The organism is Aeromicrobium phragmitis, from assembly GCF_003674095.1.
In the GTDB taxonomy this organism is placed as follows: Bacteria; Actinomycetota; Actinomycetes; order Propionibacteriales; family Nocardioidaceae; genus Aeromicrobium; species Aeromicrobium phragmitis.
Genome location: NZ_RDBF01000006.1, coordinates 54,058 through 78,485 on the forward strand (window position 1 = coordinate 54,058; position 24,428 = coordinate 78,485).

29 protein-coding genes and 1 tRNA gene are annotated in these 24,428 nt (G+C 69.4%); 19 read left to right on the forward strand and 11 right to left on the reverse strand.

Translation table 11 applies throughout. The features are described 5' to 3' along the window. Positions 1-62 precede the first annotated feature (62 nt). The 5 genes from D9V41_RS09520 to D9V41_RS09540 all read left to right on the forward strand — a co-directional run bounded on the left by D9V41_RS09520 (position 63) and on the right by D9V41_RS09540 (position 4,376). A complete protein-coding gene (locus tag D9V41_RS09520) occupies positions 63-2,126 on the forward strand; it encodes an alkaline phosphatase family protein (protein ID WP_166375979.1) in 2,064 nt (687 codons plus the stop codon). Beyond that, a complete protein-coding gene (locus D9V41_RS09525; RefSeq protein WP_166375980.1) occupies positions 2,119-2,883 on the forward strand; it encodes an MBL fold metallo-hydrolase in 765 nt (254 codons plus the stop codon). The genes D9V41_RS09520 and D9V41_RS09525 overlap by 8 nt, the downstream gene beginning before the upstream one ends. Further along, entirely contained in the window at positions 2,876-3,442 is a 567-nt protein-coding gene (locus D9V41_RS09530; RefSeq protein ID WP_166375981.1) for a DedA family protein, read from the forward strand. The genes D9V41_RS09525 and D9V41_RS09530 overlap by 8 nt, the downstream gene beginning before the upstream one ends. A gap of 77 nt (positions 3,443-3,519) precedes the next feature. Then, positions 3,520-4,128 (forward strand): DUF2975 domain-containing protein, encoded by a 609-nt coding sequence (locus D9V41_RS09535; protein WP_121794334.1) that lies wholly within the window; start codon positions 3,520-3,522, stop codon positions 4,126-4,128. Beyond that, positions 4,128-4,376, forward strand: a complete 249-nt coding sequence (locus D9V41_RS09540) for a helix-turn-helix domain-containing protein (protein ID WP_121794335.1) — start codon at positions 4,128-4,130, stop codon at positions 4,374-4,376. The genes D9V41_RS09535 and D9V41_RS09540 overlap by 1 nt, the downstream gene beginning before the upstream one ends. On the opposite strand, the gene D9V41_RS09545 is transcribed toward D9V41_RS09540, so the two are convergent. Then, positions 4,342-5,550, reverse strand: coding sequence for an MFS transporter (locus D9V41_RS09545; RefSeq protein ID WP_243697220.1), 1,209 nt, complete (start codon positions 5,548-5,550; stop codon positions 4,342-4,344). The genes D9V41_RS09540 and D9V41_RS09545 overlap by 35 nt on opposite strands. A gap of 60 nt (positions 5,551-5,610) precedes the next feature. On the opposite strand from D9V41_RS09545, the gene D9V41_RS09550 reads away from it, so the two are divergent. The 4 genes from D9V41_RS09550 to D9V41_RS09565 all read left to right on the forward strand — a co-directional run bounded on the left by D9V41_RS09550 (position 5,611) and on the right by D9V41_RS09565 (position 8,257). Then, the gene (locus tag D9V41_RS09550; RefSeq protein ID WP_121794337.1) at positions 5,611-6,537 is read left to right on the forward strand and encodes a Ppx/GppA phosphatase family protein; all 927 of its coding nucleotides are present in this window, start codon (positions 5,611-5,613) and stop codon (positions 6,535-6,537) included. Positions 6,538-6,542: 5 nt separating this feature from the next. Continuing rightward, the gene (locus tag D9V41_RS09555) at positions 6,543-7,442 is read left to right on the forward strand and encodes an NAD(P)-dependent oxidoreductase (RefSeq protein WP_243697228.1); all 900 of its coding nucleotides are present in this window, start codon (positions 6,543-6,545) and stop codon (positions 7,440-7,442) included. 8 nt (positions 7,443-7,450) lie between these two features. Further along, positions 7,451-7,523, forward strand: a tRNA-Leu gene (locus D9V41_RS09560). Positions 7,524-7,597: 74 nt separating this feature from the next. Further along, positions 7,598-8,257: an Atu4866 domain-containing protein gene (locus tag D9V41_RS09565; protein ID WP_121794339.1), complete on the forward strand. Its 660-nt coding sequence runs from the start codon at positions 7,598-7,600 to the stop codon at positions 8,255-8,257. A gap of 31 nt (positions 8,258-8,288) precedes the next feature. On the opposite strand, the gene D9V41_RS09570 is transcribed toward D9V41_RS09565, so the two are convergent. Genes D9V41_RS09570 through D9V41_RS09580 form a run of 3 tightly spaced genes read right to left on the reverse strand, consistent with a single transcriptional unit; the run spans position 8,289 to position 9,744 of the window. Next, positions 8,289-8,753: a DUF5946 family protein gene (locus D9V41_RS09570; protein WP_121794340.1), complete on the reverse strand. Its 465-nt coding sequence runs from the start codon at positions 8,751-8,753 to the stop codon at positions 8,289-8,291. Beyond that, positions 8,750-8,971, reverse strand: a complete 222-nt coding sequence (locus tag D9V41_RS09575; RefSeq protein ID WP_121794341.1) for a KTSC domain-containing protein — start codon at positions 8,969-8,971, stop codon at positions 8,750-8,752. Before D9V41_RS09575 ends, D9V41_RS09570 begins: the two co-directional genes overlap by 4 nt. Continuing rightward, on the reverse strand, positions 8,968-9,744 hold the full coding sequence (locus tag D9V41_RS09580) for an AraC family transcriptional regulator (RefSeq protein WP_121794342.1): 777 nt from the start codon (positions 9,742-9,744) through the stop codon (positions 8,968-8,970). Before D9V41_RS09580 ends, D9V41_RS09575 begins: the two co-directional genes overlap by 4 nt. Positions 9,745-9,802: 58 nt before the next feature. Between D9V41_RS09580 and D9V41_RS09585 the strand changes: the two genes are divergently transcribed. Then, the gene (locus tag D9V41_RS09585; protein ID WP_121794343.1) at positions 9,803-10,306 is read left to right on the forward strand and encodes a VOC family protein; all 504 of its coding nucleotides are present in this window, start codon (positions 9,803-9,805) and stop codon (positions 10,304-10,306) included. Between the two features lie 34 nt (positions 10,307-10,340). On the opposite strand, the gene trmB is transcribed toward D9V41_RS09585, so the two are convergent. Beyond that, positions 10,341-11,060, reverse strand: coding sequence for a tRNA (guanosine(46)-N7)-methyltransferase TrmB (trmB, locus tag D9V41_RS09590; RefSeq protein ID WP_121794344.1), 720 nt, complete (start codon positions 11,058-11,060; stop codon positions 10,341-10,343). Between the two features lie 99 nt (positions 11,061-11,159). Between trmB and D9V41_RS09595 the strand changes: the two genes are divergently transcribed. Further along, positions 11,160-11,996 carry a Bax inhibitor-1/YccA family protein gene (locus tag D9V41_RS09595; RefSeq protein ID WP_121794345.1) on the forward strand — a complete coding sequence of 279 codons (837 nt, stop codon included), beginning with the start codon at positions 11,160-11,162 and terminating at the stop codon, positions 11,994-11,996. A gap of 187 nt (positions 11,997-12,183) precedes the next feature. Here D9V41_RS09595 and D9V41_RS09600 read toward each other — a convergent pair whose 3' ends face one another. Then, positions 12,184-13,089, reverse strand: coding sequence for an SGNH/GDSL hydrolase family protein (locus tag D9V41_RS09600; protein WP_121794346.1), 906 nt, complete (start codon positions 13,087-13,089; stop codon positions 12,184-12,186). 95 nt (positions 13,090-13,184) lie between these two features. Between D9V41_RS09600 and D9V41_RS09605 the strand changes: the two genes are divergently transcribed. The 4 genes from D9V41_RS09605 to D9V41_RS09620 all read left to right on the forward strand — a co-directional run bounded on the left by D9V41_RS09605 (position 13,185) and on the right by D9V41_RS09620 (position 17,115). Next, the gene (locus D9V41_RS09605) at positions 13,185-13,865 is read left to right on the forward strand and encodes a tyrosine-protein phosphatase (RefSeq protein ID WP_166375982.1); all 681 of its coding nucleotides are present in this window, start codon (positions 13,185-13,187) and stop codon (positions 13,863-13,865) included. After that, positions 13,862-14,764 (forward strand): pirin family protein, encoded by a 903-nt coding sequence (locus D9V41_RS09610; protein WP_121794348.1) that lies wholly within the window; start codon positions 13,862-13,864, stop codon positions 14,762-14,764. Before D9V41_RS09605 ends, D9V41_RS09610 begins: the two co-directional genes overlap by 4 nt. A gap of 63 nt (positions 14,765-14,827) precedes the next feature. Next, the gene (locus D9V41_RS09615; RefSeq protein WP_121794349.1) at positions 14,828-15,646 is read left to right on the forward strand and encodes an SDR family NAD(P)-dependent oxidoreductase; all 819 of its coding nucleotides are present in this window, start codon (positions 14,828-14,830) and stop codon (positions 15,644-15,646) included. Beyond that, positions 15,646-17,115: a cytochrome P450 gene (locus D9V41_RS09620; protein WP_121794350.1), complete on the forward strand. Its 1,470-nt coding sequence runs from the start codon at positions 15,646-15,648 to the stop codon at positions 17,113-17,115. The genes D9V41_RS09615 and D9V41_RS09620 overlap by 1 nt, the downstream gene beginning before the upstream one ends. A 3-nt stretch (positions 17,116-17,118) precedes the next feature. Here the strand turns inward: D9V41_RS09620 and D9V41_RS09625 are convergent, their stop codons facing one another. The 3 genes from D9V41_RS09625 to D9V41_RS09635 form a co-directional block, all read right to left on the reverse strand. Continuing rightward, the gene (locus tag D9V41_RS09625; RefSeq protein ID WP_121794351.1) at positions 17,119-17,541 is read right to left on the reverse strand and encodes a VOC family protein; all 423 of its coding nucleotides are present in this window, start codon (positions 17,539-17,541) and stop codon (positions 17,119-17,121) included. 30 nt (positions 17,542-17,571) lie between these two features. Further along, positions 17,572-18,051: an Hsp20/alpha crystallin family protein gene (locus D9V41_RS09630; RefSeq protein WP_121794352.1), complete on the reverse strand. Its 480-nt coding sequence runs from the start codon at positions 18,049-18,051 to the stop codon at positions 17,572-17,574. A 125-nt stretch (positions 18,052-18,176) separates the two neighbouring features. Next, positions 18,177-19,034, reverse strand: coding sequence for an SDR family oxidoreductase (locus D9V41_RS09635; protein ID WP_121794353.1), 858 nt, complete (start codon positions 19,032-19,034; stop codon positions 18,177-18,179). Positions 19,035-19,107: 73 nt separating this feature from the next. On the opposite strand from D9V41_RS09635, the gene D9V41_RS09640 reads away from it, so the two are divergent. Beyond that, a complete protein-coding gene (locus tag D9V41_RS09640; RefSeq protein ID WP_121794354.1) occupies positions 19,108-19,464 on the forward strand; it encodes a winged helix-turn-helix transcriptional regulator in 357 nt (118 codons plus the stop codon). On the opposite strand, the gene D9V41_RS09645 is transcribed toward D9V41_RS09640, so the two are convergent. Next, entirely contained in the window at positions 19,461-20,027 is a 567-nt protein-coding gene (locus D9V41_RS09645) for a mismatch-specific DNA-glycosylase (RefSeq protein WP_121794355.1), read from the reverse strand. The genes D9V41_RS09640 and D9V41_RS09645 overlap by 4 nt on opposite strands. A 128-nt stretch (positions 20,028-20,155) precedes the next feature. Continuing rightward, a complete protein-coding gene (msrA, locus tag D9V41_RS09650) occupies positions 20,156-20,797 on the reverse strand; it encodes a peptide-methionine (S)-S-oxide reductase MsrA (RefSeq protein WP_121794356.1) in 642 nt (213 codons plus the stop codon). An 83-nt stretch (positions 20,798-20,880) separates the two neighbouring features. On the opposite strand from msrA, the gene D9V41_RS09655 reads away from it, so the two are divergent. The 3 genes from D9V41_RS09655 to D9V41_RS09665 all read left to right on the forward strand — a co-directional run bounded on the left by D9V41_RS09655 (position 20,881) and on the right by D9V41_RS09665 (position 24,373). Continuing rightward, positions 20,881-21,996, forward strand: coding sequence for an AI-2E family transporter (locus D9V41_RS09655; RefSeq protein WP_121794357.1), 1,116 nt, complete (start codon positions 20,881-20,883; stop codon positions 21,994-21,996). A 170-nt stretch (positions 21,997-22,166) separates the two neighbouring features. Further along, positions 22,167-23,408: a quaternary amine ABC transporter ATP-binding protein gene (locus D9V41_RS09660; protein WP_121794358.1), complete on the forward strand. Its 1,242-nt coding sequence runs from the start codon at positions 22,167-22,169 to the stop codon at positions 23,406-23,408. Next, positions 23,405-24,373, forward strand: a complete 969-nt coding sequence (locus tag D9V41_RS09665) for an ABC transporter permease (RefSeq protein WP_121794359.1) — start codon at positions 23,405-23,407, stop codon at positions 24,371-24,373. The genes D9V41_RS09660 and D9V41_RS09665 overlap by 4 nt, the downstream gene beginning before the upstream one ends. The last annotated feature ends 55 nt before the right edge of the window (positions 24,374-24,428 follow it).

Consider the following 24,428-nt stretch of genomic DNA (forward strand, 5'->3'; position numbering starts at 1 on the left):
GCCCAGCGATGCCCCGGGCTCCCCGCGGCGACCCGGGGCCTAGAGTCGACGACGTGGCGAGGATGAGACGGCGCTACGGTGCCGTGGTGGTTCGGCGGCTGCGCCGGTGGACCCCGAGTGGCCGGTGGTTCGTCGGCGTGGTGCGGCTCTTCATGACCTCGGCCGCCGCCCTCGCCGTCAGCCTGTGGCTCCTGCCCGGTGAGCAGATCGGTAACGACGCGCTGGCGGTGCTGTCGGTGGCCGCCCTCGTGCTCGCCGTGGGGGCGTTGTTGCGGCCGTTCCTGACGCAGTTGGCGGTCTTCACCGGTCCGCTCGGCCTCCTGCTCGTCGGTCTGCTGGCCGACTCGGTGATCCTCGGCATCGCCCTCGCGGTGCTGCCCGGCGTCGACCCCTTCGGCGTGAGCGAGATCGTGCTGGCCGCCTGGGGCGCGGTGGTCGTGGCGGCGGTGCTCAACTGGTTCTTCGACTCGTCCTCCGACGAAGCCTTCTTCAATCAGGTGCTCGGACGCGCGCTGCGCCGGGGCCGGGGCAGCGACGTACGCGGTCCGGGTCTGGTCATCGTCCAACTGGACGGAGTCGGCGTCGACACGCTCCGGCATGCGGTCACGGCGGGGTCCGCGCCGACGATCGGACGCTGGTTGCGCTCGGGTGGCCATCGGCTCCGCACGTGGCACACCGGCGTTCCCGCCACCACCCCCGCGGGCCAGGCGGCGCTCCTGCACGGCGACACGCACCACGTTCCGGCGTTCCGCTGGTTCGACAAGGAACGTGGCCGCACCGTCGTGAGCAGCCGCCCCGATGACGTCGCCCTCGTCCAGCAGCGGATCTCCGATGGCCGGGGACTGCTGGCCGACGGCGGCGTGAGCATCTCCAATCAGTACTCCGGCGATGCGCCCGTACGACTGCTGACGATGAGCGCTGCCCGCGTGCCACGCGACCGTGGGGCCGCGGCGTTCATGGCCACCTCGGCCGGGTTCGCCCGCTCGCTTGTGCTGATGGTCGGGCAGATGATCACCGAGGTGCACCAGGCTCGTCGGCAGCGTCGCCGCGACGTCGTTCCGCGGGTGGCCCGAGGCGGAAACTTCGTGTTGCTGCGCGGTCTCACCACCGTGGTGTTGCGCGACCTCAACGTCGCCCTGGTCGCCGAGCACATGGCGATCGGAGCGCCGGTCATCTTCGTCGACTTCGTCGATTTCGACGAGGTCGCTCACCATGCGGGCCCGGCGCGCCCGGAATCGCTGCGGGCGATCGAGGGCCTCGACCGCGTTCTCGAGTTCTTCGCCGAGGTGGCCGAGGACACGGGCCGGGACTACGAGATCGCCGTCGTCTCCGATCACGGACAGTCGCAGGGCCCGACCTTCCGCCAGCTCAGCGGCGCGACCCTGGCTGAGGTCGTCGATGCGCTCGCCGCGCTTCCGGCCCGCGCCGCGCACCACGACGACCGGCCGGCGGAGACGTGGGGGCCGGCCAACGTGCTGACCGAGGCCGCTCCCGGTGCGAGCCGGTTGATCGGCGCGGCCACCCGCACCGTCGCGGTGGGCAGCGGAGGGTCCGGGTCGCCCGAGGAGCCCGAACCGGACGAGAGCGACCCCCTGGTCGTGATGGCATCGGGCAGTTTGGCCCAGGTGTATCTCCGCGACGTGCCGGGTGTCGCCTCTCGCGAGCTCATCGACGAGCGATACCCCATGCTGGTGACGGGGTTGGTGCGACACCCGCACATCGGTCTCGTTCTCACCCGGACCGCCGAGGGGCGGTTGCGCGTCGACGGTGCGGACGGCTGGCGGAGCCTGGACGCCGCGGGCGGCGTGGTCGACGGCGAAGGCACGGACCCGCTGCTGGACTACGGACCCTTCGCCGCCGGCGATGTGCTGGACGCGGCCGGACGTGCTCACGCCGGTGACCTCATCGTCATGGGGCGGTACGACGCGCGCCTCGACGAGGTCGTCGCGTTCGAGGAACTCGTCGGGTCACACGGAGGGTTGGGCGGTGGCCAGACGGAGGCGATGCTGGTGCATCCCGCCGACTGGGACGTCCCCGAGACCGCACTCGACGGCAGGGCGGTCCACGAGGTGCTCGTCGGGCGGCTGCACCAACTCGGGCTCCGAACGGAGGATCGCCGTGAGTGACGTAGCAGCCGTGTGGTGGGGCCACGCGACGAGTACGGTCGAGCTGGACGGTCGGCGGGTGCTCACCGACCCGGTGTTCGCCGACCGGCTGATGCACCTGCGCCGGCGCACTCCGACCCCCGCGCCCGAGGCTCTGGAAGCGGACCTCGTGGTCGTATCCCACCTCCACCCGGACCACTTCCACGTGCCGTCGCTGCGGCGGCTCCGGCGGGGGACCACGGTGCTCGTCCCCCGCAACGGCGGGCGTCTGCTCCGCGGGGCGGGCCTCGACGTCGACGAGGTCACCTCGGGGACGGTCGCTACGTCCACCGGGTTGCGGATCGAGGTCACGCCCGCGGCGCACTCGGATCAACGGCACCACGGCTCGCGGTTGCGCGGCGAGCCGCTCGGTTTCGTGGTGCGAGGGCGCCGCAGTTCCGTCTGGTATCCGGGAGATACGGCGCTCGCCGATCACATCGACGACGTGCGCGACATCGACCTCGCGCTCGTGCCCGTCGGTGGGTGGGGGCCGACGCTGGGGAAGGGGCACATGGACCCGGCCGCGGCCGCCGAGGCGGTGAGGCGCGTCGGAGCTCGCTGGGCCGTGCCGGTGCATTGGGGGACCTTCTGGCCGATCGGGATGCGCCGCTGGGCGTCGACGTATCACCGGTTGTTCCGCATGCCCGGCCGCCGGTTCGTCGAGGCCGTGGACGCCGGCGCCGACGTCTCGCTCGCGCCGCACGGCGCCCGGCTGCGCTGGGAGGAGCTCGGTGGCTGAGGATCTCGGCTGGGTGCATCTGGCTGTCCTCCTGGCTGCGGTCGCGTTCGGGGCGGTCGTGCCGGTGGTCCCGACCGGTCCCGCGCTGGCGGCTGCGGCGGTCCTGGCCCATGACGAGGCGCCGTGGGAGATCGTGCTGGTGCTGGCGGTGGGGTGGCTCGGCGCCTACCTGGGGGATCTCGTGGTCTTCGCGTTGTTCTCCTTCACCGGCGGACGGATCGCGCAGCGCGTTCCGTGGTTGCACGCCGATCGCCCCGCGATGGCGGCCATGGGGCGGCGGATCGAGGCCAACGACCTGGCCACGATGACGACGTCGCGCCTGATTCCCGCTGGTCGCCTGCCGGTGCTGGCTGCCGCTGCGGTCAGCGGATACCCGTGGCACCGCTTCGCGCTCACGGCCGTCGCCTCCGCGGGCGCCTGGGCGGTGCTGTACGTCGGCATCGGCCTGCTCGGCGGCGCCGTGGTCCCCAGCACGACGGTGGCGCTGGTGGCCGCGGTGCTGGTCGCGCTCGCGATCGGGGTCGTGCCGCGGCTGGTCACCCGCACGCCTCGAGGGTGAGGGGAGCGGGCGGGATTTGACCGACCGGCCATATCGTGTTTCGATAATATCGAAAGTCGATATAGCAGGAGGGTGTCATGTCGGAGAAGTCCCCATTCGGTGCGTCGCGGTCGGACCTGTGGGCGGTGCTCATCGTCGGCGGGGTGATCGTCGTCTCGACGCTGGTCGGTCTCGTGGTGCGGTTGGTCGAGATCGTGCCCAACCGGGACGTGCCGGTCACGGTGCAGCTGATGGGGGAGCGCCTCGCCCTTCCACTGGGGCCGAACGGCGAGCCGTTGTCCGGCGAGGTCTCCACCGCCACGATCCAGGTCTCGGACATGCCGGTCGCCACGTACGTCTCCGCCCTCGGCGCGGCGATCGTTCCCGCCCTCGCCACGATCGGGGTGGTCGTGTGCGTCATGGTGCTGTGCCGCAACCTCATGGCCGGACGGTTCTTCAGCCGCGCCAACACCCGGCTGGTGAGCGCGGTGTCCGTGCTCATCGCGCTCGGTTGGCTGATCTCCTTCCTGTTCTCCACGATGGCCAGCAACGGCGCCCTCGCCTTGGTCGCCGACCGTGAGCTGCTGGAGTCCGTGCAGTTCCGGGTCGATTGGGTCGCGGTGCTCGCCGCGATGGGCGTCGGCGCGCTCGCATCGGCCTTTCATGCGGGCGAGCGGATGCAGCGCGACACCGAAGGCCTGGTCTGATGCCTCCCGAGGACGATCTCGGCCGCGTGCACTGCCGGTTGGACGAACTGCTCGCCGCGCGACAGATGACGCTCACCCGATTGAGCGAGCTGGTCGGCGTCACGGTGGTCAACCTGTCGGTGCTCAAGAACGACCGGGCGAAGGCGATCCGCTTCTCGACGCTGACGGCGATCTGCGACGTGCTCCAGTGCGAGGTCGGCGACCTGCTCGTCGTCACCCCACCGGGCGCAGGGACCGCCGCGCACTGAGGACGGCCACGGCCACGGGAATGGTGAGCAGCGCCGCCGCTGCGTTGAGCGCGCCGAACCCGAAGGCCGCTACCACGAGCCCGGCGATCAGTCCGCCGGCCGCGCCCGCCAGATTCATCGCCAGATCGCTGAACCCCTGGACCAACGGGCGGACCTCGGGTTCTACGGTGCGAGTGAGCAGCGCGGCGCCGGCGATCACCGAGGCGGACCACCCGAGGCCGAGGAGGATCAGGCCCGCGGTGATGCGGGTCTCGGAGTGGCCGGCAGTCCCGGCCAGGACCGTGGCCGCCACCAGGATCGCTTGGCCGAGCAGGATGGTGCTCTCCGGCCCGACCCGGTCGGCGAGCCATCCGAGCACCGGCGACAGGGCGTACATGCCGGCGATGTGCAGGCTGATGGTGAGACCGATGACGTGAAGCGCCGAACCGTGCCCCTGCATGTGGACCGGCGTCAACGCCATGACCGCCACCATCACCGCGTGCGAGGAGGCGACCGCGAAGACGGCGACCGCGGCGCGTCCGCGGATGTGCGGGAGAGCACGACGGATCGCGCCGCGGGAGGAACCGTCGGCGGCGCGCCCGATCAACCTCAGCGGGTCCGGTCGCAGGAACAGCCACGTCACGAGTCCGGCGCCGGCGAAGGCGAGAACGGAGAACAGCATCGGTCCGGCGAGCTGAGGCACCCCGACGCGATCGGCGACGGCGGCACCCGGGCCGGTCAGATTCGGGCCGATGACCGCGCCGACGGTCGTGGACCAGACGACGATCGAGATCGCGCGGCCGATCCGGGCCGGTTCGGCACGGTCCGCCGCGGCGAACCGTGACTGGAGGTTGGCCGCGGTACTCGCGCCGAACAGCAGCAGTCCGCCGAGTGCCAAGGGGAGGGACTCGAGGCTCGCGGCCGCCACGGCGAATCCGGCCCCGAGGGAACCTAGCCACCAGCCGGCGGTGAGTGCGGGTCGGCGTCCGCACCGTGCCGCCAGCGTCGACAACGGAACCGTGAACAGGGCGGCGCCGAGCGTCAGCGCGACGGTGGCGAGACCCGCCCAGCCCTCGGATCCGCTGATGTCCTCGATCAGCAAGGCGCCGATCGCCAGCCCCGCTCCGTTGCCGATGCCGCCGATCACCTGGACGAGTGACAAGACGGTCACGATGCGGCGCTGAGGTGAGGTCACGAGCACACTCTAAGGTCGGCGGAGCGTCGGTCGGCCCAGGCGCTCGCTAGGGTGAGGTGCATGCCCGAGCGCGTCGCTGCCATCGACTGTGGGACCAACTCCATCCGCCTGCTCGTCACCGACGTCGCGGGGGATGCCAAGACCGACCTGCTGCGCGAGATGCGCATCGTGCGCCTGGGGCAGGGAGTCGATGAGACCGGGCGCCTGGCCGACGAGGCGATCGAGCGCACTCTGTCGGCGACCGCCGAGTATGCCGAGTTCATCCGGGGACTCGATGCCGCGACCGTCCGGTTCTGCGCGACCTCGGCCGTCCGTGACGCTGCGAACGCCGGCCGATTCGCCGACGGGGTCGAGCAGATCCTCGGAGTCCGTCCCGAAGTCCTCAGCGGTGACGAGGAGGCGCGTGCCTCCTTCGACGGCGCCACGCGCGAGCTGGCGGGCGGGCGTACTCTGCTCGTCGACCTCGGCGGCGGCTCGACCGAGATCGTCGTCGGCGACCAGGGCGGAGTCGATGCCGCGACCTCCCTCGACATCGGCAGCGTCCGCCTGACCGAGCGGTTCCTCCCGGGCGACCCGCCGTCGGTCGCCGAGATGACCGCCTGCATGGAGTACGTCGACCAGGCGATCGTTCCTGCGGTGGCCGGGCTCGACGGTGCCGACGCGTTCGTCGGCGTCGCTGGCACGATCACCACGATCGCCGCGCACTCGCTCGGGTTGCCGTCCTACGACTCGGAGGCGATCCATCAGGCGCGACTGCACCTCGACGACGTGCGGGAGGCCTGCCTGTCGCTCGCGTCGATGGCCGTGGCGGACCGCCGGGCGCTGCCGTTCATGCATCCGGGTCGCGCCGACGTCATCGGCGGCGGCGCGCTGATCCTCGACCGGCTCATCGAACATCTGCCGCTGGAGACCGACACGATGGTGGTCAGCGAGCACGACATCCTGGACGGCATCGCATGGGGTGCCGCCGCGACGAAGGGAGTGTGACCCGCATGCGCGTGAGCGTGCCCGACGCCGATTGGCTCGACAGCCTCAGCGACCTCGGCCTGGATCTGCTCGTGTGGGACACCCAAGGTGCCCAACCCGACGGGCACCTCGACCTCGTGGTGTGGCCGTACACGCTCGAGCCGAGCGCCATGGCGAACGTCGACACGAACCGCGTCGGCGTGATCCAGGGCCAGTCCCTCGGGTACGACGGCGTCGCCGATCATCTTCCGCCCGGCGGCGTCTTCTGCAACGCCGTCGGCGTCCACGAGGAGTCGACCGCCGAGCTCGCGGTCACGCTGGCGCTCGCCGCGGCGCGACGCCTCGATCAGTTCGGGCGGCAGCAGGCGGCGTCGACGTGGTCGAAGGTGTGGACGTCGAGCCTGGTCGACAAGCGCGTCATGCTGCTCGGCGTCGGGGGCATCGGCCGGGAGGTGGCCGCGCGGTTGAGCGGTTTCGGGTGCGAGCTCATCCGCGTCGGCACCACGGCGCGCGACGACGAGCACGGCTACGTGCACGGCACCGACGAGCTGCCTCAGCTGCTCCCGCAGGCCGAGGTCGTCATCGTCGCGGTGCCGCTGACCGAGGAGACCACGGGCCTGATCGACGACGATTTCCTGTCAGCGCTGCCCGACGACGCCATCGTCGTCAACGTCGCCCGGGGTAAGGTCGCCGACACCGAAGCGGTGCTGCGTGCGGTGCCCCGCATCCGGTTCGCCAGCGACGTCTTCGATCCGGAGCCGCTGTCGGACGAGCACCCGCTCTGGTCGGCACCCAACGTCATCATCACGCCGCACGTCGGCGGGATGACGTCGGCGATGCGACCGCGCATCGAGCGAGTCGTGCGCCGGCAGATCGACGCACTGCGGGCAGGTCAGGACCCGATCAACGTCGCCGTCCGCACCTGACCGCGATCGCTCCCGTAGCCCAACGGCAGAGGCAGACGGCTTAAACCCGTCGCAGTGTGGGTTCGAATCCCACCGGGAGCACTCATGGGATCTCTCCAGCCGTGGTTCGGAGAGCAGCGTCCGACGCGTCGACCCAGCCAAGGGAGGAAACCCCGATGCTGCCGAGGAACGAGCCCGAGCAGGCGTCGCCTCTCGTCGTCGCCGGGGCCACGATCCCCGTCTCCTCGTCGCGCCCCGCACGTGCGGAGTTGTGGGTGCAGGACGGCGTCATCACATACGTCGGCCGGGACCGGGAGGTCCGGCCGGCCGGGTCGTGCCTGGTGGATGCGCAGGGTGCATCCATCGTCCCGCTCGTCGTCGGCAGTGCGGATCGGCGCGGGCGGGAAGTGCCTCCGACCACTAACGAACTCGTGCCGGGTGCCCCAGGAACGTTTGCGGTCACGACATCTCGGGTCGGCCCCCGCGCCTTCGAGACGTGGATGATCATCCGGCCCGCGGACCTCGTCATGGTCGTGGTGGCCGGGCACGTGATGGCATGGCGCGGCGAGCCGACGGCCGCTAGCGGTCCCGAGGCGCCGTCCTGGTGCGGCACATGGGCCGACGACTCCCATGCCCTCGAGCAGCACCTCTTGCCCGGCGGCAGATACAGCGAGACGCGGCACGGTCGGGCCGACGCCTACACGGGCAGCTACTGGACGTGCGGCGCGCATATCGTCTATCTCGACGACAGCGGCTTCTGGGCCTTCGGGGAACGATCCGGCGACGTGCTGTACCACGCGGACTTCGTCATGACGAGGCGAACGACGCGTCAGTGAGGGCTGCGCGGTGCCCCCGAATCCCTACGACCTAGCCGAGCGCCACGTCGAGTTCGCGTAGGCATGCGGATGCCCATTCGGTCACGGCCTGCGGATACGCGTCGTCAGGCCGTGCCAGGACGTCGACGGCCGTGACCCCCCAGCGTCGCGGCCAGTCCGGGTGGACGTGGTGACGATCGCCGACCGCGGCGTCCCGGCCGACCTTGGTGCCCGCCATCTGACGTCCGACAGCGCGGCGGAACGCGTCGATGGGGGGAGCGCCGGCGCTGAGCATGTCACGAAGCCCGTTGAGCAGCCCGTCGGCTGCCGACGGTGTGAGCCGCGACGGATGCTGCAGCTGGTAGCTCGCGATGGCGAAGTAGTGGGCGCGTTTGGCGGTCTCGGCGTCGATCCGAGGCAGGACGCGGTTCTCGATTTCCAGCAGCTCGTGGACGCGGGTCCAGCAGTCGCCGGACGGCGGCAGGACAGCGCCGCACTCCGTGCAACTGTCGCTCATCGGTGCCCTTTCAATCGTCGGTAGGGGTAGGCGTCGCGGACGTTCTCGTTGAAGTAGCGGCCGATGCTCTCGGCGGAGACGAGCTCATCGTGCACCTCGCGAGGAACCGCGTCGAAACGGTAGATCGCACCCTTGTGGAACTCGACCTCGAGGGTGTGCGTGGTGTCGTCGTAGCCCACCGACCGCAGGCTCGAGCTCGACACGAGTGCTCGCTTCATGCCGCTTTCGCACCGGCGCGGCGCGTCTGGTCCGGCGTCTCTCCGAGCACGGCGCGGTACGACCGGGTGAAATGGGCCTGATCGGCGTACCCGAGGTCCGCGGCTAGCGCGGCGAGGTCAGTGGCGGGGGTACCGAACAGTGTCGTCGCGGCGGCTTGGAGCCGCCGGCACTCGATGAGCCATTTCGGCGTGAGGCCGACGTGATCGTGCACGATCCGCCGAAGGTGCCGCTCGCCGACACCCAGCCGGGCCGCGAGATCGACGACCCGCAGGAGCTCGGCATCCTCTTCGGCGATGCGGCATGCTTCGTTGGCGAGGAGTCCCGCATCGTCGACGCGTCGCGCGAGCGGACGCAGCCAGCGCTGGAGGATCGTCGTGATGGTGGCGCGAGGATCGTCCGCGGACATCGCAGCGACCATCTCCTCGCTCGGCGCCGACGGCAGCGGCTCGCTGGAAGCGACCAGGGACACCGGTGGTGTCGCGGTCAGCATGCGTATCGCGGCCGGGCGCAACAGGATGCCGACCACCCACGAACGCCCGGTCAGTTCGCGGACCTGGACGCGGGGGTTGGTGCCGTGGAGCGACGCCTCGTCGGGACCGACGACGACGTTGCCGGCGGGATAGGTGAGGACGCGTTGCGGTCTGCTCTGGCCCTCCGGGACGTCCCATCGGGCGAGCCAGACATGGCGAACGAGCGGGTGAAGGGCCGGGTCGAAGCGGTCGAACCGGATTTCGGCATCGCCGGGATTGAGATGCCCTCGCGAGGTGACCACCGCGCCCCCTGTCCGGTTTCTTCAAGATCGCGCCGTCGGCTCCGACGACGATGGGCCCATGACCGAAAAGACTACGGCTGTCACGGGTGCTCACACGACCCATGGAGTACCGCACGGCAGCACCTCGTTGACTCCGCACATCGTCGTCTCGCCCGCAACGAAGGCGTTGCATTTCTACCGCGAGGTCTTCGCCGCGATGATCAACGACGTGACCCATCTCGGCGATGACGTCGCCCACGCCGAACTCGACTTCGGGCACGGCCGGCTGACGCTCAGCGATCCGCTCGAGGAGTACGGGCTCGTGCCGGGCGATCCCGAGCGCGGGGCCAGCTACTCCCTGGCGCTGTACGTCCCCGATGTCGACGACGTGGTCGCGCGGGCGCTGCAGTGCGGGGCGACGTTGCGCGAGTCCGTCGAGTCCTTCGTGTCCGGCGACCGGTTCGGCTCGGTGCTCGACCCGTTCGGCGTGCGCTGGTCGATCATGACGCGTGTCGAGGATCTGTCACCTGAGGAGAGTCGTCGCCGGGTGGCGGATTGGGCCGCGACCCAGGCGATGATCTGACGTCCCGTGGGAGACGACTCTGGTCGCCGCCGGATCAGCGGCGGACCGCTGAGAGGTCGCGGATGGTGCGACCCTTGGCGAGGCCCTTCGCCTCGAACTTCGTGATCGGACGCCCGGAGAAGCGCTCGGACCACGTGCCGGAGAACTCGAAGGGCTCGGCGCGGTCGAGGACCTCACGCATCTGCTCGGCGTAGTCCTCCCAGTCCGTCGCGAGGCGCCACACTCCGCCCGGACGCAGGACCCGGGCCGCGAGCGGCACGAAGTGGTCGGTGACCAGCCGCCGCTTGTGGTGCCGCTTCTTGTGCCACGGATCGGGGAACCACACGCGCAGCTCCTCGAGGCCGGCAGCCGGCAGCATGGTCGAGAGCGCGGGCACGGCGTCCACCACCGCGAGTCGCACGTTCGTGACGTTCTCGTGCCGCATCGTGACCAGTGTCTGCGCCACGCCCGGCACGTAGACCTCGAGGCCGAGGAAGTCGATGTCGGGATGCTCAGCCGCCGCGTGCACGAGCGACTCGCCGCGCCCGCTGCCGATCTCCATGACCACCGGCGCCTGACGGCCGAAGACCGCCGCGAGATCCACCCGGAAGTCCGGATCCACCGAGGTGCTCGACACCGCTCGGGGCACGTCGAGGACGTAGCTGGCGGCGAGGTCGTCCCACGCGTGCTGCTGACGCTCGGTCAACCGTCCACCGCGGCGGATGAACGACACGACGTCGCGGTGGTGGCGCGGGTCGACGGGGCTCTCGGACACCCCCGAACCCTATCGCCGCCCCATCTGGGAGAGGTGCAGACGTCGTTGGACCGTTCTACTACGATGGGACTACAGAGGCCACATTCCACCGGAGGAACGATGCGCAGCAACAACCCCGTCTTCGCCCGAAGCGAGGAGTTCAACCGCGCCACGACGCCGTACTCCGATCCGTCCCAGTGGACGATCGATCTGAGTGGCGACGCCGGCTCGACCACGAGCGAAACCCCCACCCGTACCGACCGGATGACGATCGACACCGTCGTCGAGAAGACCGGCATCACGCTCGGTCTCGTGGCGGCGGCCGCGGCCGTCACCTGGTTCCTGCTCGGCGACCTCGCGGTCGACGAGGGCGCGGTCGCGCGCGCCTACGCCTTCGCGATGGGCGGTGCGATCATCGGCCTCGGCCTGTCGCTCGTCAACTCGTTCAAGAAGGTCGTCAACCCCGCGTTCGTCATGGCGTACGCGCTGGTCGAGGGCGTCTTCGTCGGTGCCTTCTCCAAGATCATCTCGACCTGGGTCGGGCAGCCGTCGATCGTCTTCCAGGCCGTCCTCGGCACGATCATCGCGTTCGCCGGAACCCTCGCGGCGTACAAGTTCTTCAACATCCAGGTCACGGACAAGTTCCGCCGTGTCGTGACGATCTCGGTGTTCGCCTTCGTCGGCGTCGTGCTCGTCAACTTCGTGCTCAGCATGTTCGGCGTCTTCGAGTCCGGCGGCCTGCGCGGCTTCAACACGCTCGGCCTGATCGTCTCGGCGATCGCCGTGGTGCTCGCGGTGTTCATGCTGATCCTCGACTTCGACTACGTCGAGCAGGGAGTCGCCGCGGGTCTGCCGCAGCGTGAGTCCTGGCGCGCCGCGTTCGGCCTGACCGTGACGCTGATCTGGCTGTACATCGAGATCCTGCGCATTCTCGCGATCTTCGCCAACAACGACTGATCGCCGCAGCGCGACGAAGGGCCGGTACCCGCGGGTACCGGCCCTTCGTGCATCCTCCGTGCTCCGAGCGGTGACCTCTCACGCGCTGGAGCGCTCTGCGTGCGTGATGACGCACCGCGGATCGGAAGCGTGCGTGATGGCGCACCGCCGATCGGAAGCGTGCGTGATGACGCACCGCTCGCGGCGGTCAGCGGCGACGGCGTAGGACGCTCGCCCACCGGCCGTCCGGCACGACCTGGGTGCCGCCGTGCTCGGCAGCTTCCAGCGCCGCCTCACCGACCGTCATGTAGTCGCGCGGAGCGCCCGCGTACGCCTGATGCGCCCGCTCACGCCACGCCGCGGCCGCCGCCGCGTTGAGGAACGACACCATCGTCGCGTAGCCCATCGCGGACGGGTGGAAGCGGTCCTCGCCGAACAGCGCCTCGCCCTTGGACACGAACAGCGGCCCGAGCAGGTCGGCCAGCGAGACGACGCGCGCCCCGGCCTTGACGCTGGCGACCGTCTGCGCGCGGGCCATCTGACGGCTGAGCAGGCGGGCGACCGCGCGCAGGGGCTGCGGCAGTTGCTTGACTGTGCCCAGATCCGGGCACGTTCCGACGACGACCTCGGCACCCTCGGCGCGCAGCCGGCCGATCGCCTCGCTCAGGAAGCGCGACGCCCGACCGGGTGAGACCTGATGCGTCACGTCATTGGCGCCGACGAGGATGAACACCAGATCGGGCGCGTGATCGATGGCCGACTCGATCTGCTCGGCGAGGTGGGACGAGCGCGCCCCCACCTTGGCGACGGAGCGGACGTCGACCGGTGCATCGAACAGGTGTGACAGCCCGAGCCCGATGAGCGCCGGCGGCGTCTGATCGGCGCGCTTCATGCCGTAGCCCACGGCGGTCGAGTCGCCCAGCACCAGCACCTTGACCGGAGTACCGGGGAAATCGACTCCGTAGACGCCGTCGGCCACGGGCGGAACCTCGTCCGTGGTTCCGATGCGCCGGCGGGCCAGCAGGACCTCGCCCATGAGTAGCCCGTAGGTCCCCGAGATCGCGGCGACTGCGCCGGCGGCGGCTTTCGCGGTGCTCTTGGGGAGAGGGGGCATACCGCGATTCTAGTTCCGTCGTGCGACATCCGGGCACCGGCCGAGGCCGGAACGGATTCGCGAGACTGTGGGTTCGCTCACCTACGATGGGTGCTGTGAGCGAGTTCGTGCCCAATCTGCGTGACGTCGGCGGTCTTCAGGCCGGCGATGGCGCGGTCCAGCCGGGCCGACTGCTGCGCAGTGCGTTACCCCTGTCGGACGATCGCGCCCCCGAGCACATCGTCTGGCCGCCCCGTGTCGTGCTCGATCTGCGGTCCCATCACGAGGTCGAGCCGGAGCACCCGCTCTCGGCCACCGGCGCTCGTATCCGCAACTTCCCGCTGCTGAGCGCGTTGCGACCGGGGGTGGCGCCGCCGGAGAGCCTCGGCGACCTGTACCTGCTCATGTTGCAGACATCGGCGCCTTACCTAGTCGACGTCGTCGACGAGATCGCCCGCGCCGAGGGGCCCACGCTGGTGCACTGCGCGGCGGGCAAGGACCGCACCGGGGTGTCGGTCGCGCTCACGCTGTCGCTGCTCGGCGTCGGCCGTGACGACATCGTCGACGACTATCTCGTCACCGCGAAGAACAAGGAGGAGATCGAGGCGCGGTTCCGCCGGGTCTTCGGTCCACGCCGCGCCGAGCTTCCCACGGCCTACTTCACGACCCCGGTCGACGCGATCGTCGCCGTTCTCGACGTCTGGGACCAGCACGAGGACGGCGTCCACGGCTGGTTCCGTGCCGCCGGCGGCGACGCCGAGACGGTCAAGCGCCTCCACGAGCAGCTCCTCGCATGATCGGCGACCACACCATCCCGGCGCGCGAGGTACCGCTCGGTGGCATCCGCCAGCTCACGGTGCACCGCACGCTGCCGAGCCGGGGACTGCCCACCATCGGGCCGTGGTGCTTCGTCGATCACTTCGGGCCTACCTCGTCGACGATGACGGTCCTGCCGCACCCACATACCGGACTGCAGACGGTGACGTGGCCGATCACCGGTCGTATCCGACACCGCGACAATCTCGGCAGCGACGTGATCCTCGAACCGGGCGAACTCAACCTCATGACCTCCGGAGACGGCGTGTCCCATTCGGAGTTCTCCGTGGTCGACGACGACCTCCCGGCCGACATGCACGGCATTCAGCTCTGGGTGGCGCTGCCGGACGCCGCCCGACACGGACCGGCGGCGTTCGAGCATCACCCCGACCTGCCCCGCGCCGAAGGGCAGGGGTGGCGAGCCACGGTGCTCGTCGGAGACTTCGGGGGAGTCCGGTCGGGCGCCACCGTCCACTCCCCGGCGCTGGGGGTGGAACTGCGGCTCCAGCCCGGCACTCATGACCTGCCGGTGGCTCCCGCGTTCGAGCACGGGGTGCTCGCCGTGGATGCCGAGCTCATCGTGGCGGGGGAGACGCTCGCGCATCGTGATCTGCGGTACCTCGCGCCGGGCAGGGACACGATCCGGATCGAGGTCGAGCAAGCGGCCATCGTCATGCTCCTCGGCGGTGAACCGTTCGAGGAAGAGCTCGTCATGTGGTGGAACTTCATCGGCCGTACACATGAGGAGGTCGCCCGAGCACGTGAGGACTGGCAGGCCCAGGCCGCGCGCTTCGGTCACGTGGACGGGCATGACGGCGCCGTCATTCCGGCACCGCCGATGCCTGATGTGCGGCTCCGGCCCCGCCGCCGTCTCATGTGAGCCGTCGCACATCCCGGCGAAAGCAGATACTGTCGGTATCTGAAGTAGAAGGGGTGAGCAGGGATGACGTACTTCACCGGCCGCGTCGCGGTCGTCACGGGGGCGGCCTCGGGAATCGGTCGCGCACTGGCTCTCGAACTGGCCAAGCGGGGAGCCCGGATCGCCGTCTGCGATATCGATGCAGAGGGGCTGAAAGAAACCGAGGCGCTGGCCGCGCAGTACGGCACCGAGGTGCGGGCAGACCACTTCGACGTCGCCGACCGAGAAGCCATGTTCGCCTACGCCGCACAGGTCGTCGAGCAGTTCGGCGTCGTGCACCTGGTGATCAACAACGCCGGCATCACGTTCGTCGGCGACATCGAGGAGCTCGACTTCGCCGACCTCGAGCGCGTCACCGATGTGGACTACTGGGGGGTGGTGAACGGCACGAAGGCCTTCCTGCCCCATCTCATCGCCTCGCGCGACGGCCACGTCGTCAACATCTCGAGCGTCTTCGGCATCATGGCCTCGCCGACGCAAGGGGCCTATAACGCCGCCAAGTTCGCGGTGCGCGGCTTCACCGAGACGCTGCGCATCGAGATGCTGCTCCGCAAGCGGCCCGTCGCCGTCACCTCGGTCCATCCCGGCGGCATCCGCACGGACATCGCACGCAACGCGGGAAAGACCGAGGGGCGCGATCGCGAGACGATCGAGGGAGTCTTCGACCGGATCGCTCGCACCTCGCCCGAGCGCGCGGCCGAGATCATCCTGCGAGGCGTGGAGAAGCGGAAGCCCCGCGTGCTCATCGGCCCGGACGCCGTGGCGCTCGACCTCCTCATCCGCGTGGTGGGTCCGGGATACCAGCGGATGCTCGCCCTGGTCGCCTCGAGGACGAAGCTCTGATGGCGGTGCGCAACGACTGGTCGGGCCACAGCTTCGAGCATCCGCCTGGACGCGTCCCGATCGCCGGTGATGCGCTGCACCTGCGCACCGGCACCCCGCTGTCGAACGTGATGCGCCTCGCTCCGACGATGGGCGACATCTTCGAGGTCCGGGTGTTCGGACAGAAGTTCGTGTTCGTGCAGAGCGCGGAGCTCGCGGCCGAGCTGTGCGACGAGAGCCGGTTCCGCAAGGCGCTGTCGCCGGCGTTGGAGGCGCTGCGAGAGTTCGTCGGCGATGCGCTGTTCACCGCCTACGACGGGGAGCCGAACTGGCAGCGGGCGCACGACCTCCTCATGCCGGCCTTCACCAAAGAGTCCATGCGCGGCTACCACGCCACGATGTTGGAGACCGCGCGCGAGATGTTCGACGTGTGGGACGCGGTGCGCGGGCCGATCGACGTCACTGCGGACATGACCAAACTGACGATGGAGACGATCAGCCGCACGGCCTTCAGTCGCGACTTCGGTTCCTTCACCTCCCGAGAAGTGCATCCGTTCGTGCCGGCCATGATCGCCGCCCTCACCACGGGAATGCGCAAGTCGTCGCTCGACACGATCCCCGGCGGCAAGCGGATCGCCCGCAAGATCGACGCGGAGAACGCCGACCACCTCGCCTACGTGGACCAGCTCGTCGACGACCTGATCACGCAGCGACGGGCCGGGGGAGAGGATCGCGGCGATCTGCTCGACCTCATGCTCAAGACCGCGCATCCGCAGACGGGCGAGCGGCTCGACGACGTCAACATCCGGCACCAGATCCTGACGTTTCTCGTCGCCGGGCACGAGACCACGTCGGGGGCGCTGAGCTTCTCGCTCTACTACCTGTCGCGGCATCCGGAGGTGCTGGCGCAGGCGCATGCGGAGACCGACGCGATCCTAGGTGCTGACCCCGAGGCGGAGCCGACCTTCGAGCAGGTGCCGAAGTTCCGGTATCTGCGGCGTATCCTCGACGAGGCGCTGCGCCTGTGGCCGACCGCTCCGGCATTCTCGCGCAGCCCGCGCGAGGAGACGTTGCTCGCGGGGAAGTACCGCATGACACCGGACGACTGGGCGCTGATCATCCTGCCGCTGACTCACCGGGACGCGCGGGTCTGGGGTGAGGACGCCGATCAGTTCAACCCCGACCGCTTCCTCGCGCAGAACAGTCGGGGGCGGGCCAAGAACATCTACAAGCCCTTCGGCACGGGCGAGCGCGCCTGCATCGGTCGGCAGTTCGCTCTTCACGAGGCGATCCTCGTGCTCGCCCGTATCCTGCACCGGTACGAGATCACCGGCGACCCGGGTTACGAGTTGCGGATCGACGAGCGTCTGACCATTGTTCCCAAGGGCTTCACGCTCGAACTGCGCCCGCGTACCCCGTCGGACAACGACGGTCCAAAGCGCTCCGGCGGGGGAGACGACCTCGCCGGCCGATGCCCCGTCACGCACTGACGTTCAGCGGATGCTGGTGCGGCCGTCGGCGTGGATCGTCCAGAACGGGTTATGAGCGACCTCCCAGAGGTGCCCGTCCGGATCGGCGAAATAGCCGGAGTACCCGCCCCACGGCGTCGACTCCCCGGCCCGGGTGAGGACGGCGCCGGCGCCCACCGCGCGGGCGAGGATGGCATCGACCTCCTCGCGGGTCCGCGCGTTGTGCGCGAGGGCGATGCCGCAGAACCGGGCACCGGTATCGGTGACGCCGGCGTCGGCGGCGAGCTCGGCGCGAGACCACAGGGCGAGGACGATCCCGGGGAGTTGATAGAAGGCGACCTCGGGTTCGTCGTTGGCCTTGACGAACCCGAGGCCGTTCTCGTAGAAGGCCCGCGCACGGGCAAGATCGGCGACTCCGAGCGTGATGAGACTGAGACGTTGGTCCATGCTCGTCACGCTAGTGCCGACCGCTGACGATCACCGCTGCTCGGAGTCGTCCTCGGCGGTGATCGCCTTGGTGGTGCCGCCCTCGCTGATCGAGATGCGGGTCGGCTCGGTGCCGGCGTACACGCCGCTGACCCGGATGTTCAGCACTCCCTTGTCGTACGAGGCACTGACGGCCTCAGCGCCGATGTGCGACGGCAGCGTGAACGTGCGCTCGAACTGGCCGTAGCGGATCTCGCGGATGCTGCGCCCCTCGTGATCCTCCGCGCGCTCGTCACGGCGCTCGCCGCGGACGACGAGACGATCCTGGACGACCTCGACGGTCACGTCGGACTCGATGTCGATGCCGGGAACCTCGAGCCGGACGATGACGTCGTCGCCGTCACGCACCGCCTCCGCGGCGGGCATGAAGTCCGTGCGCATCGGTTCGGGCCACGTGCCGGGACCGAACGCGGAGCGCATGAGGGCGTCGAAGGGGTCGCGGCGAGTGAACAGGGAAAGAGTGGTCGACATGGTGGCAGTCCTCCTTCTTTCACGTTCCCGGTCCCGTCGACCGGTAAGTTGAGTCTAACGCGCTCAACTTTCGTGCTTCAAGGCCGCGCATCCCAAATTTCGCTGAGGGCGAAATCCCTGCGTTTTCAGCCCTGCTCCGCCGCCGCAAGGGTGTCGTGCAGCGGTGTGGTGGGTCGCCCGATCAGCGCGCTGAGCTCGCCTGTGGTCGCGCCCAGTTCACCCCTGGCGATGGCCGCGTCGATGCCGACGACGAACTCGATCGCCGCTTCGGGCAGGCCCGCCTGGCGGAGTGCCTCGCGATGCTCGTCCGGGGACACGTGACGCACCTCCGCGTCGGCTCCGGTGACGGCGCTCAGCGTCTTCGCCAACTCCTCGAAGGTCCAGGCGGTGTCGCCCGACAGCTCGTAGACCGGCTTCGCGTGAGGTGTGGTGAGCACGGCAGCGGCAGCCGCGGCGTAGTCAGCGCGATCGGCCGAGGCGACGGTGCCGTCACCGGCGCTGGTCACCACGGCACCGTACTGGCGGGCGTTCTCGAGCTCGCTCAGGTAGTTCTCGCTGTACCAGCCGTTGCGAAGGATGACGTGATCGAGACCCGAGTCCGCGAGGAGGCGTTCGGTCTCGACGTGATCGGGAGCGACGGGGTTGAGGGAGGTGTCGCTGGCTCCGAGCGCGCTGGTGTACACGATTCGCCCGACGCCGGTGGCGCGGGCGGCCTCGATGACAGCGCGGTGCTGCTCGACCCGCTGGCCGACGGCGTTGCTCGAGATCAACAGCAGGTCGGTGACGTCGTGAAGGGCTGCCGCCAAGTCCTCGGGCCGGTCGTAGTCGAAGGTGCGCACCTGAGCTCCGCGCTCGCCGAGGTGGGCGGCGCGCTGGGGGTCGCGCGCGAGGGCGACGACCTGGTCGAGGCTGACGTGCTCGGCGAGCGCATCGACGACGAGGGTGCCGAGGGCGCCCGTCGATCCGGTCACGGCGATGGTCATGACATTCTCCTGTCGAGATACTTACGTTTCGTAAGCACTATACTCGAGTAAGTTCAAGAGCCGGGAGGTGGCCATGGTCGATCCACGACCCTTCGACGTGTTCGCGACCGACTGCCCGTCGCGCTCGGTACTCGATCACGTGACGAGCCGCTGGGGAGCGTTGACGCTCGCTGCGCTGCGGCCAGGACCCCGCCGCTTCAACGACGTCGCGCGCGCCATCGGGGGTATCAGTGACCGGATGCTCTCGCAGACCTTGAAGACGCTGGAGGGCGACGGGCTGGTCGTCCGCGATGAGCAGCCCGGCGGGCAGCGGGTCGAGTACGCACTGACGCCCGAGGGGGAGCGGATCGCCGACGCGACGCGCCATCTCATCGACGCGCTCTACGAGGTGATGCCGACGCTGTTGGCGCCCCGGAGTGCCGGCGCCTAGGCGTCCAGCAGATTTGCGGCGCGGGCGATCTCCGCGTAGTCGGCGGCCAGCGTCGCCGGCGTGGCGTGCGCGTTCAACCCGCTGGGGTTGGGCGCGACCCACAGCTGTGCTCCGCCCAGATTCTGGGGCTGCCGTCCCGTGGCGGCGCGAGGCTCTGCGAAGGCGGTGCGATACGCCGTGACACCGAGCACGGCGACGACGCGGGGCTGGCGTTCCTCGACAAGGCCAGCGAGCCGTCGCCGCCCGTCCACCAGCTCGACGCGATCGAGTTCGTCGGCGCGGGCCGAGGCGCGGGCGACGAGGTTGGTGATGCCGATGCCGCGGGCCGCGAGCTGCGGGCGCGCCTCCTTGGGATCGATCGTGTCGATCAGGCCGGCGTCACGCAGCGCGGGGTAGAAGCGGTTGCCGCGCCGCGCGAAGTGCAGCCCGGTGGCCGCGCTGATGAGCCCGGGATTGATGCCGACGAACAGCAGTCGCAACTCGCCATCGGGAAGCAAGTCGGGGATCGTGCGCCCGGCAAACGACTCCAACTCCGCGCGCGTCCACCGGCCCCGCGTACTCACCCGGTCAGCCTAAGCCGCTCGCCCCCGCGGTGGGCGGTGCGTGGTCAACCTGATCGAGTGCTTGATGCGTTGACAGGGCACCGCTGTTCGACGGGTCGAGTTGCTGAGGCACCGCTGCTCGGGCGTGCTCAGGCGTCGGCGTACTGCACGCCGGTCGCGTGGAGGGGGCAGTAGCCGAACGGGTTCTTCACCAGGTACTGCTGGTGGAACTCCTCGGCATAGAAGTACGCGTCCAGCGGGCGGATCTCGGTGGTGATCTGTCCGTAGCCGTGCGCGGTCATCTGCCGCTGGTACGCCTCGCGCGACGCCTCGGCCTTGCGCTGCTGCTCCTCACTCGTGGTGAGCAGGATCGAGCGGTACTGGCTGCCGCGGTCGTTGCCCTGGCGCATGCCCTGCGTCGGGTCGTGGTTCTCCCAGAACACCTTGAGCAGCTGGTCGTAGCTGGTCACGGCGGGATCGAAGATCACGCGCACGACTTCGGCATGCCCGGTCATCCCGGTGCACACCTCGTCATAGGTGGGATGGGGGGTCACGCCGCCGGCGTAACCGACCGAGGTCGACCACACGCCGGGCTGCTCCCAGAACGTCTTCTCTTCGCCCCAGAAGCAACCGAGACCGAAAACGGCGACCTCGAAGCCCTCGGGGCCATCGGTCTCGATCGGGTTCCCGGTCACCAGGTGCCGATCGCCCACCGCGAACGGGCGCGTCGCTCGGCCCGGCAGCGCCGTCTCGCGGGTGGGAAGCTGGGTCTTGTCGCGACCGAAGATCATGGTTCGCCTCATCACTACTGGAGAATGCGGGGACAACTCGCACAACGCGCGGCGGCGTCGGAGTGTTCCCTTAGTCTCGAAGAGTGAGCAGTGGAAGTCCGCGTCCGGACGGTCGACGTTACGAGGTTCCGATCGGCATCGAGATCGCTGCGGCGTGGTCCTGGCGTCTCATCGTCATCGCAGTGGCCGGATACGCCCTGGCCTGGTTGCTCGGGTTCCTCTCCGAGGTCACAGTGCCGCTCGCGGTCGGGCTCCTGCTCACCGCGTTGACCGCCGGTGCCGTCGATGGGATGCACCGGCGGCGGGTCCCTCGCGTGCTCGCCACCTTTATCGTGGTCATCGGGATGCTGGTGGCGGTCGGCGGGCTGGTGACGGTCGTCGGCGCACAGCTGTCGACCCAGTTCAACGACCTCCGCGACGCCGTCGTCGAGGGCATCAGCCAGCTGCAGGACTGGGCCAAGCAGGGTCCGCTCAACCTCAGCGACGCCCAGCTGGCCCAATGGATCGACCGGGTCCAAGCCGCGATCGCCTCGAGCGACAGCTCCGTCGTCAGTCAGGCCACCGAGGTGGGCACCCGGGTCACCCACTTCGTCGCGGGCTTCTTCATCGCGATCTTCGCAGCGTTCTTCTTCCTCTACGACGGTGCCAGGATCTGGAACTGGATCGTGCAGTTCTTTCCCCGTGCCTCGCGAGACAAGGTGCGGTCGTCGGGACGCGCTGCCTGGGGCTCACTCACCGCGTTCGTGCGGGCCACCGTACTGGTCGCCCTCGCCGATGCGGTCGGCATCGCGCTCGTAGCCGTGATCTTACAGGTACCCCTCGCCCTGGCCATCGGGGTGCTGGTGTTCCTCGGCGCTTTCGTCCCGATCGTGGGAGCGCTGATTTCGGGCCTCGTCGCGGTGCTGGTGGCGTTGGTGGCTCACGGACCGATCACCGCACTGTTGATGCTCGCCGGGGTCGTCGCGGTGCAGCAGATCGAGTCGCACGTCCTGCAGCCGTTTCTCATGGGGCACATCGTCGCGATCCACCCGCTCGCCATCATCGTCGCGATCGCTGCCGGCATCGTCATCGCCGGCATCGTCGGGGCGCTGCTCGCCGTCCCCTTCGCCGCCTGCGTTAACAGCATCGTGCGCCATCTGGCCGAGGGCGACCCTCCGGTGACCGACGGGATGGTGGGCGACGAGTCGCGCGACACCTAGCGCCGCCACGCCTCCGCTTTCAGCGTTCCTGAAGCCCCCCTGAACACCTGCTGAGAAACGCTGGTAAAGTCACCTGCCGCTGACCGAGACGAGACAACAACGTGAAGAACGGCAGAGGCCTGTAGTACCGGGGGGTTCAACACCGCGGGCCGGAAGACGAGGCAACTGACGTGGCACTGATCGAAGCCGAACACCTCTACAAAGTGTTCGGCCGTGGCGCTAAGCGCGCGGTCGGACGACTGCAACGTGGCGAGTCCCGCAACGATCTCCGGGCCGAAGGACTCACCGCCGCCGTGATCGATGCCAGCTTCGCGGTCGAGCGCGGAGAGATCTTCGTCGCGATGGGCCTGTCGGGCTCGGGCAAGTCCACCCTGATCCGGATGATCAACGGCTTGCTGACGCCGACGAGCGGCAGCATCCGGATCGACGGTGAAGACATCAATGACCTCGATGGTCAAGGACTGCGGCGCGTGCGGCGCGACAAGGTCAGCATGGTCTTCCAGCACTTCGCCCTGCTGCCGCACCGGACGGTCGGTGAGAATGCCGCCTACGGGCTCAAATTGCGCGGCATGAACCGTGCGGAACGCGAACGGCGTGCCGAAGAGGCGCTGAGCATGGTCGGGCTCGGCGGCTGGGGCGGTTCGATGCCCGGTGAGCTCTCCGGAGGCATGCGCCAGCGTGTGGGACTGGCCCGCGCGCTGGCTGCCGGCACCGAGATCCTGCTGATGGACGAGGCCTTCAGCGCGCTCGATCCGCTGATCCGACGCGAGATGCAGGACCAGCTGCTGGAGCTGCAGACCAAGCTGGACAAGACGATCGTCTTCATCACGCACGATCTCAACGAGTCCATGCGCCTCGGGGACCGGATCGCGATGATGCGCGACGGTCAGATCGAGCAGATCGGCTCCTCCGAACAGATCCTCAACGACCCCGCCAACGACTACGTGGCGCAGTTCATCCAGGACGTCGACCGCACGCGGGTGCTCACCGCGTCGTCGGTGATGGAGCGGCCGGTCGCGGTGATCGGTCCCGATCAGGGCCCGCGCACGGCGCACAAGCTCATGCGCGAGCACCAGGTCTCCTCGCTCATGGTGGTCGACCGCCAGCGCAACGTGCGCGGAGCGGTCGCCGAGAAGGATGTCGCCGCTGCCGTCGAACGTGGCCGGGACACCCTGGACGGCCTGATCCTTCCCGTGGTGACGGTGGACCCGGACGTCGCGGTCGCGGATCTGTTCGGCGCTTCCGCTGAGAGCCCGACGGCGCTCGCGGTCGTCGACGGCCAGCGGTTGGTGGGAGTGATCCCGCGTGTCACGCTGCTCAGCGCGCTCGGTGCCGTGGGTGGTCCGCAGGACAACGGCGACGGATCGAACGGCATCGGTACCACCAGTCCCCTCGAGGAGGTGACCTCATGAGCACGTTGCAGGCCATCGAGACGGTCGACTCGGGTATTCCCCGAATTCCCGTCGGGGACTGGGTCAAGACCGGCTTCGACTGGGTCAAGGAGCATCTGGAGGGGTTCTTCGACGCAGTCTCCTCGGCGATCCGTGCGGTCACCGACGGCTTGACCGATCTGCTGCAGTGGCCGCCAGCCCTGGTGCTGGTCGTCGTCCTTGCACTGCTCGCGTGGCTGGTGCGCGACTGGAAGCTGGCCCTCGGCTCCCTGCTCGGGCTGCTCTTCGTCGTGAGCGTGGACCAGTGGGACAACGCGATGGCGACGCTCTCGCTGGTGCTCGTCGCGACCATCGTGGCGTTGCTGATCGCGGTTCCCCTCGGGATCCTCGCGGCACGGTCGGACAAGGTGAGTCGCGTCGTGCGTCCACTGATGGATCTCATGCAGACCATGCCGGCCTTCGTCTGGCTGGTTCCGACGGTGACACTGTTCAGCCTCGGAATGCCCGCGGCGCTCGTCGCGACGGTGATCTTCGCGCTGCCGCCGGGCGTGCGGCTGACCGAGTTGGGTATTCGGCAAGTCGACGCGGAAGTCGTCGAGGCCGGTCAGGCCTTCGGCGGCAATCCGCGGCAGATCCTGGGCGGCATCCAGCTGCCACTCGCGATGCCGACGATCATGGCCGGCGTCAATCAGGTGATCATGCTCGCGTTGTCCATGGCCGTCATCGCCGGCTTCGTGGGGGCCGGCGGCCTCGGCAACGCGGTCGTGACGTCGATCTCGCGTCTCGACGTGGGACTCGGCTTCGAGGCGGGCCTGTCGGTCGTCGCTCTGGCGATCTTCCTGGACCGCATCACCGCGGCCGTGGGCTCGGGCAGCCTCGGCCGGTTGCGCCGGCGGGTGACACGCCGTGACGCGACTCCGCAGTCGTCGCCGGAGGCCGGCGACCAGCAGGCCGGCGCCGCGGTCACCTCAGGCACCCGCGCCTGATCGCAAGAACTCCCGAATGAGAACGAAGACCAGACATCAACCGATGAGGAGAGCA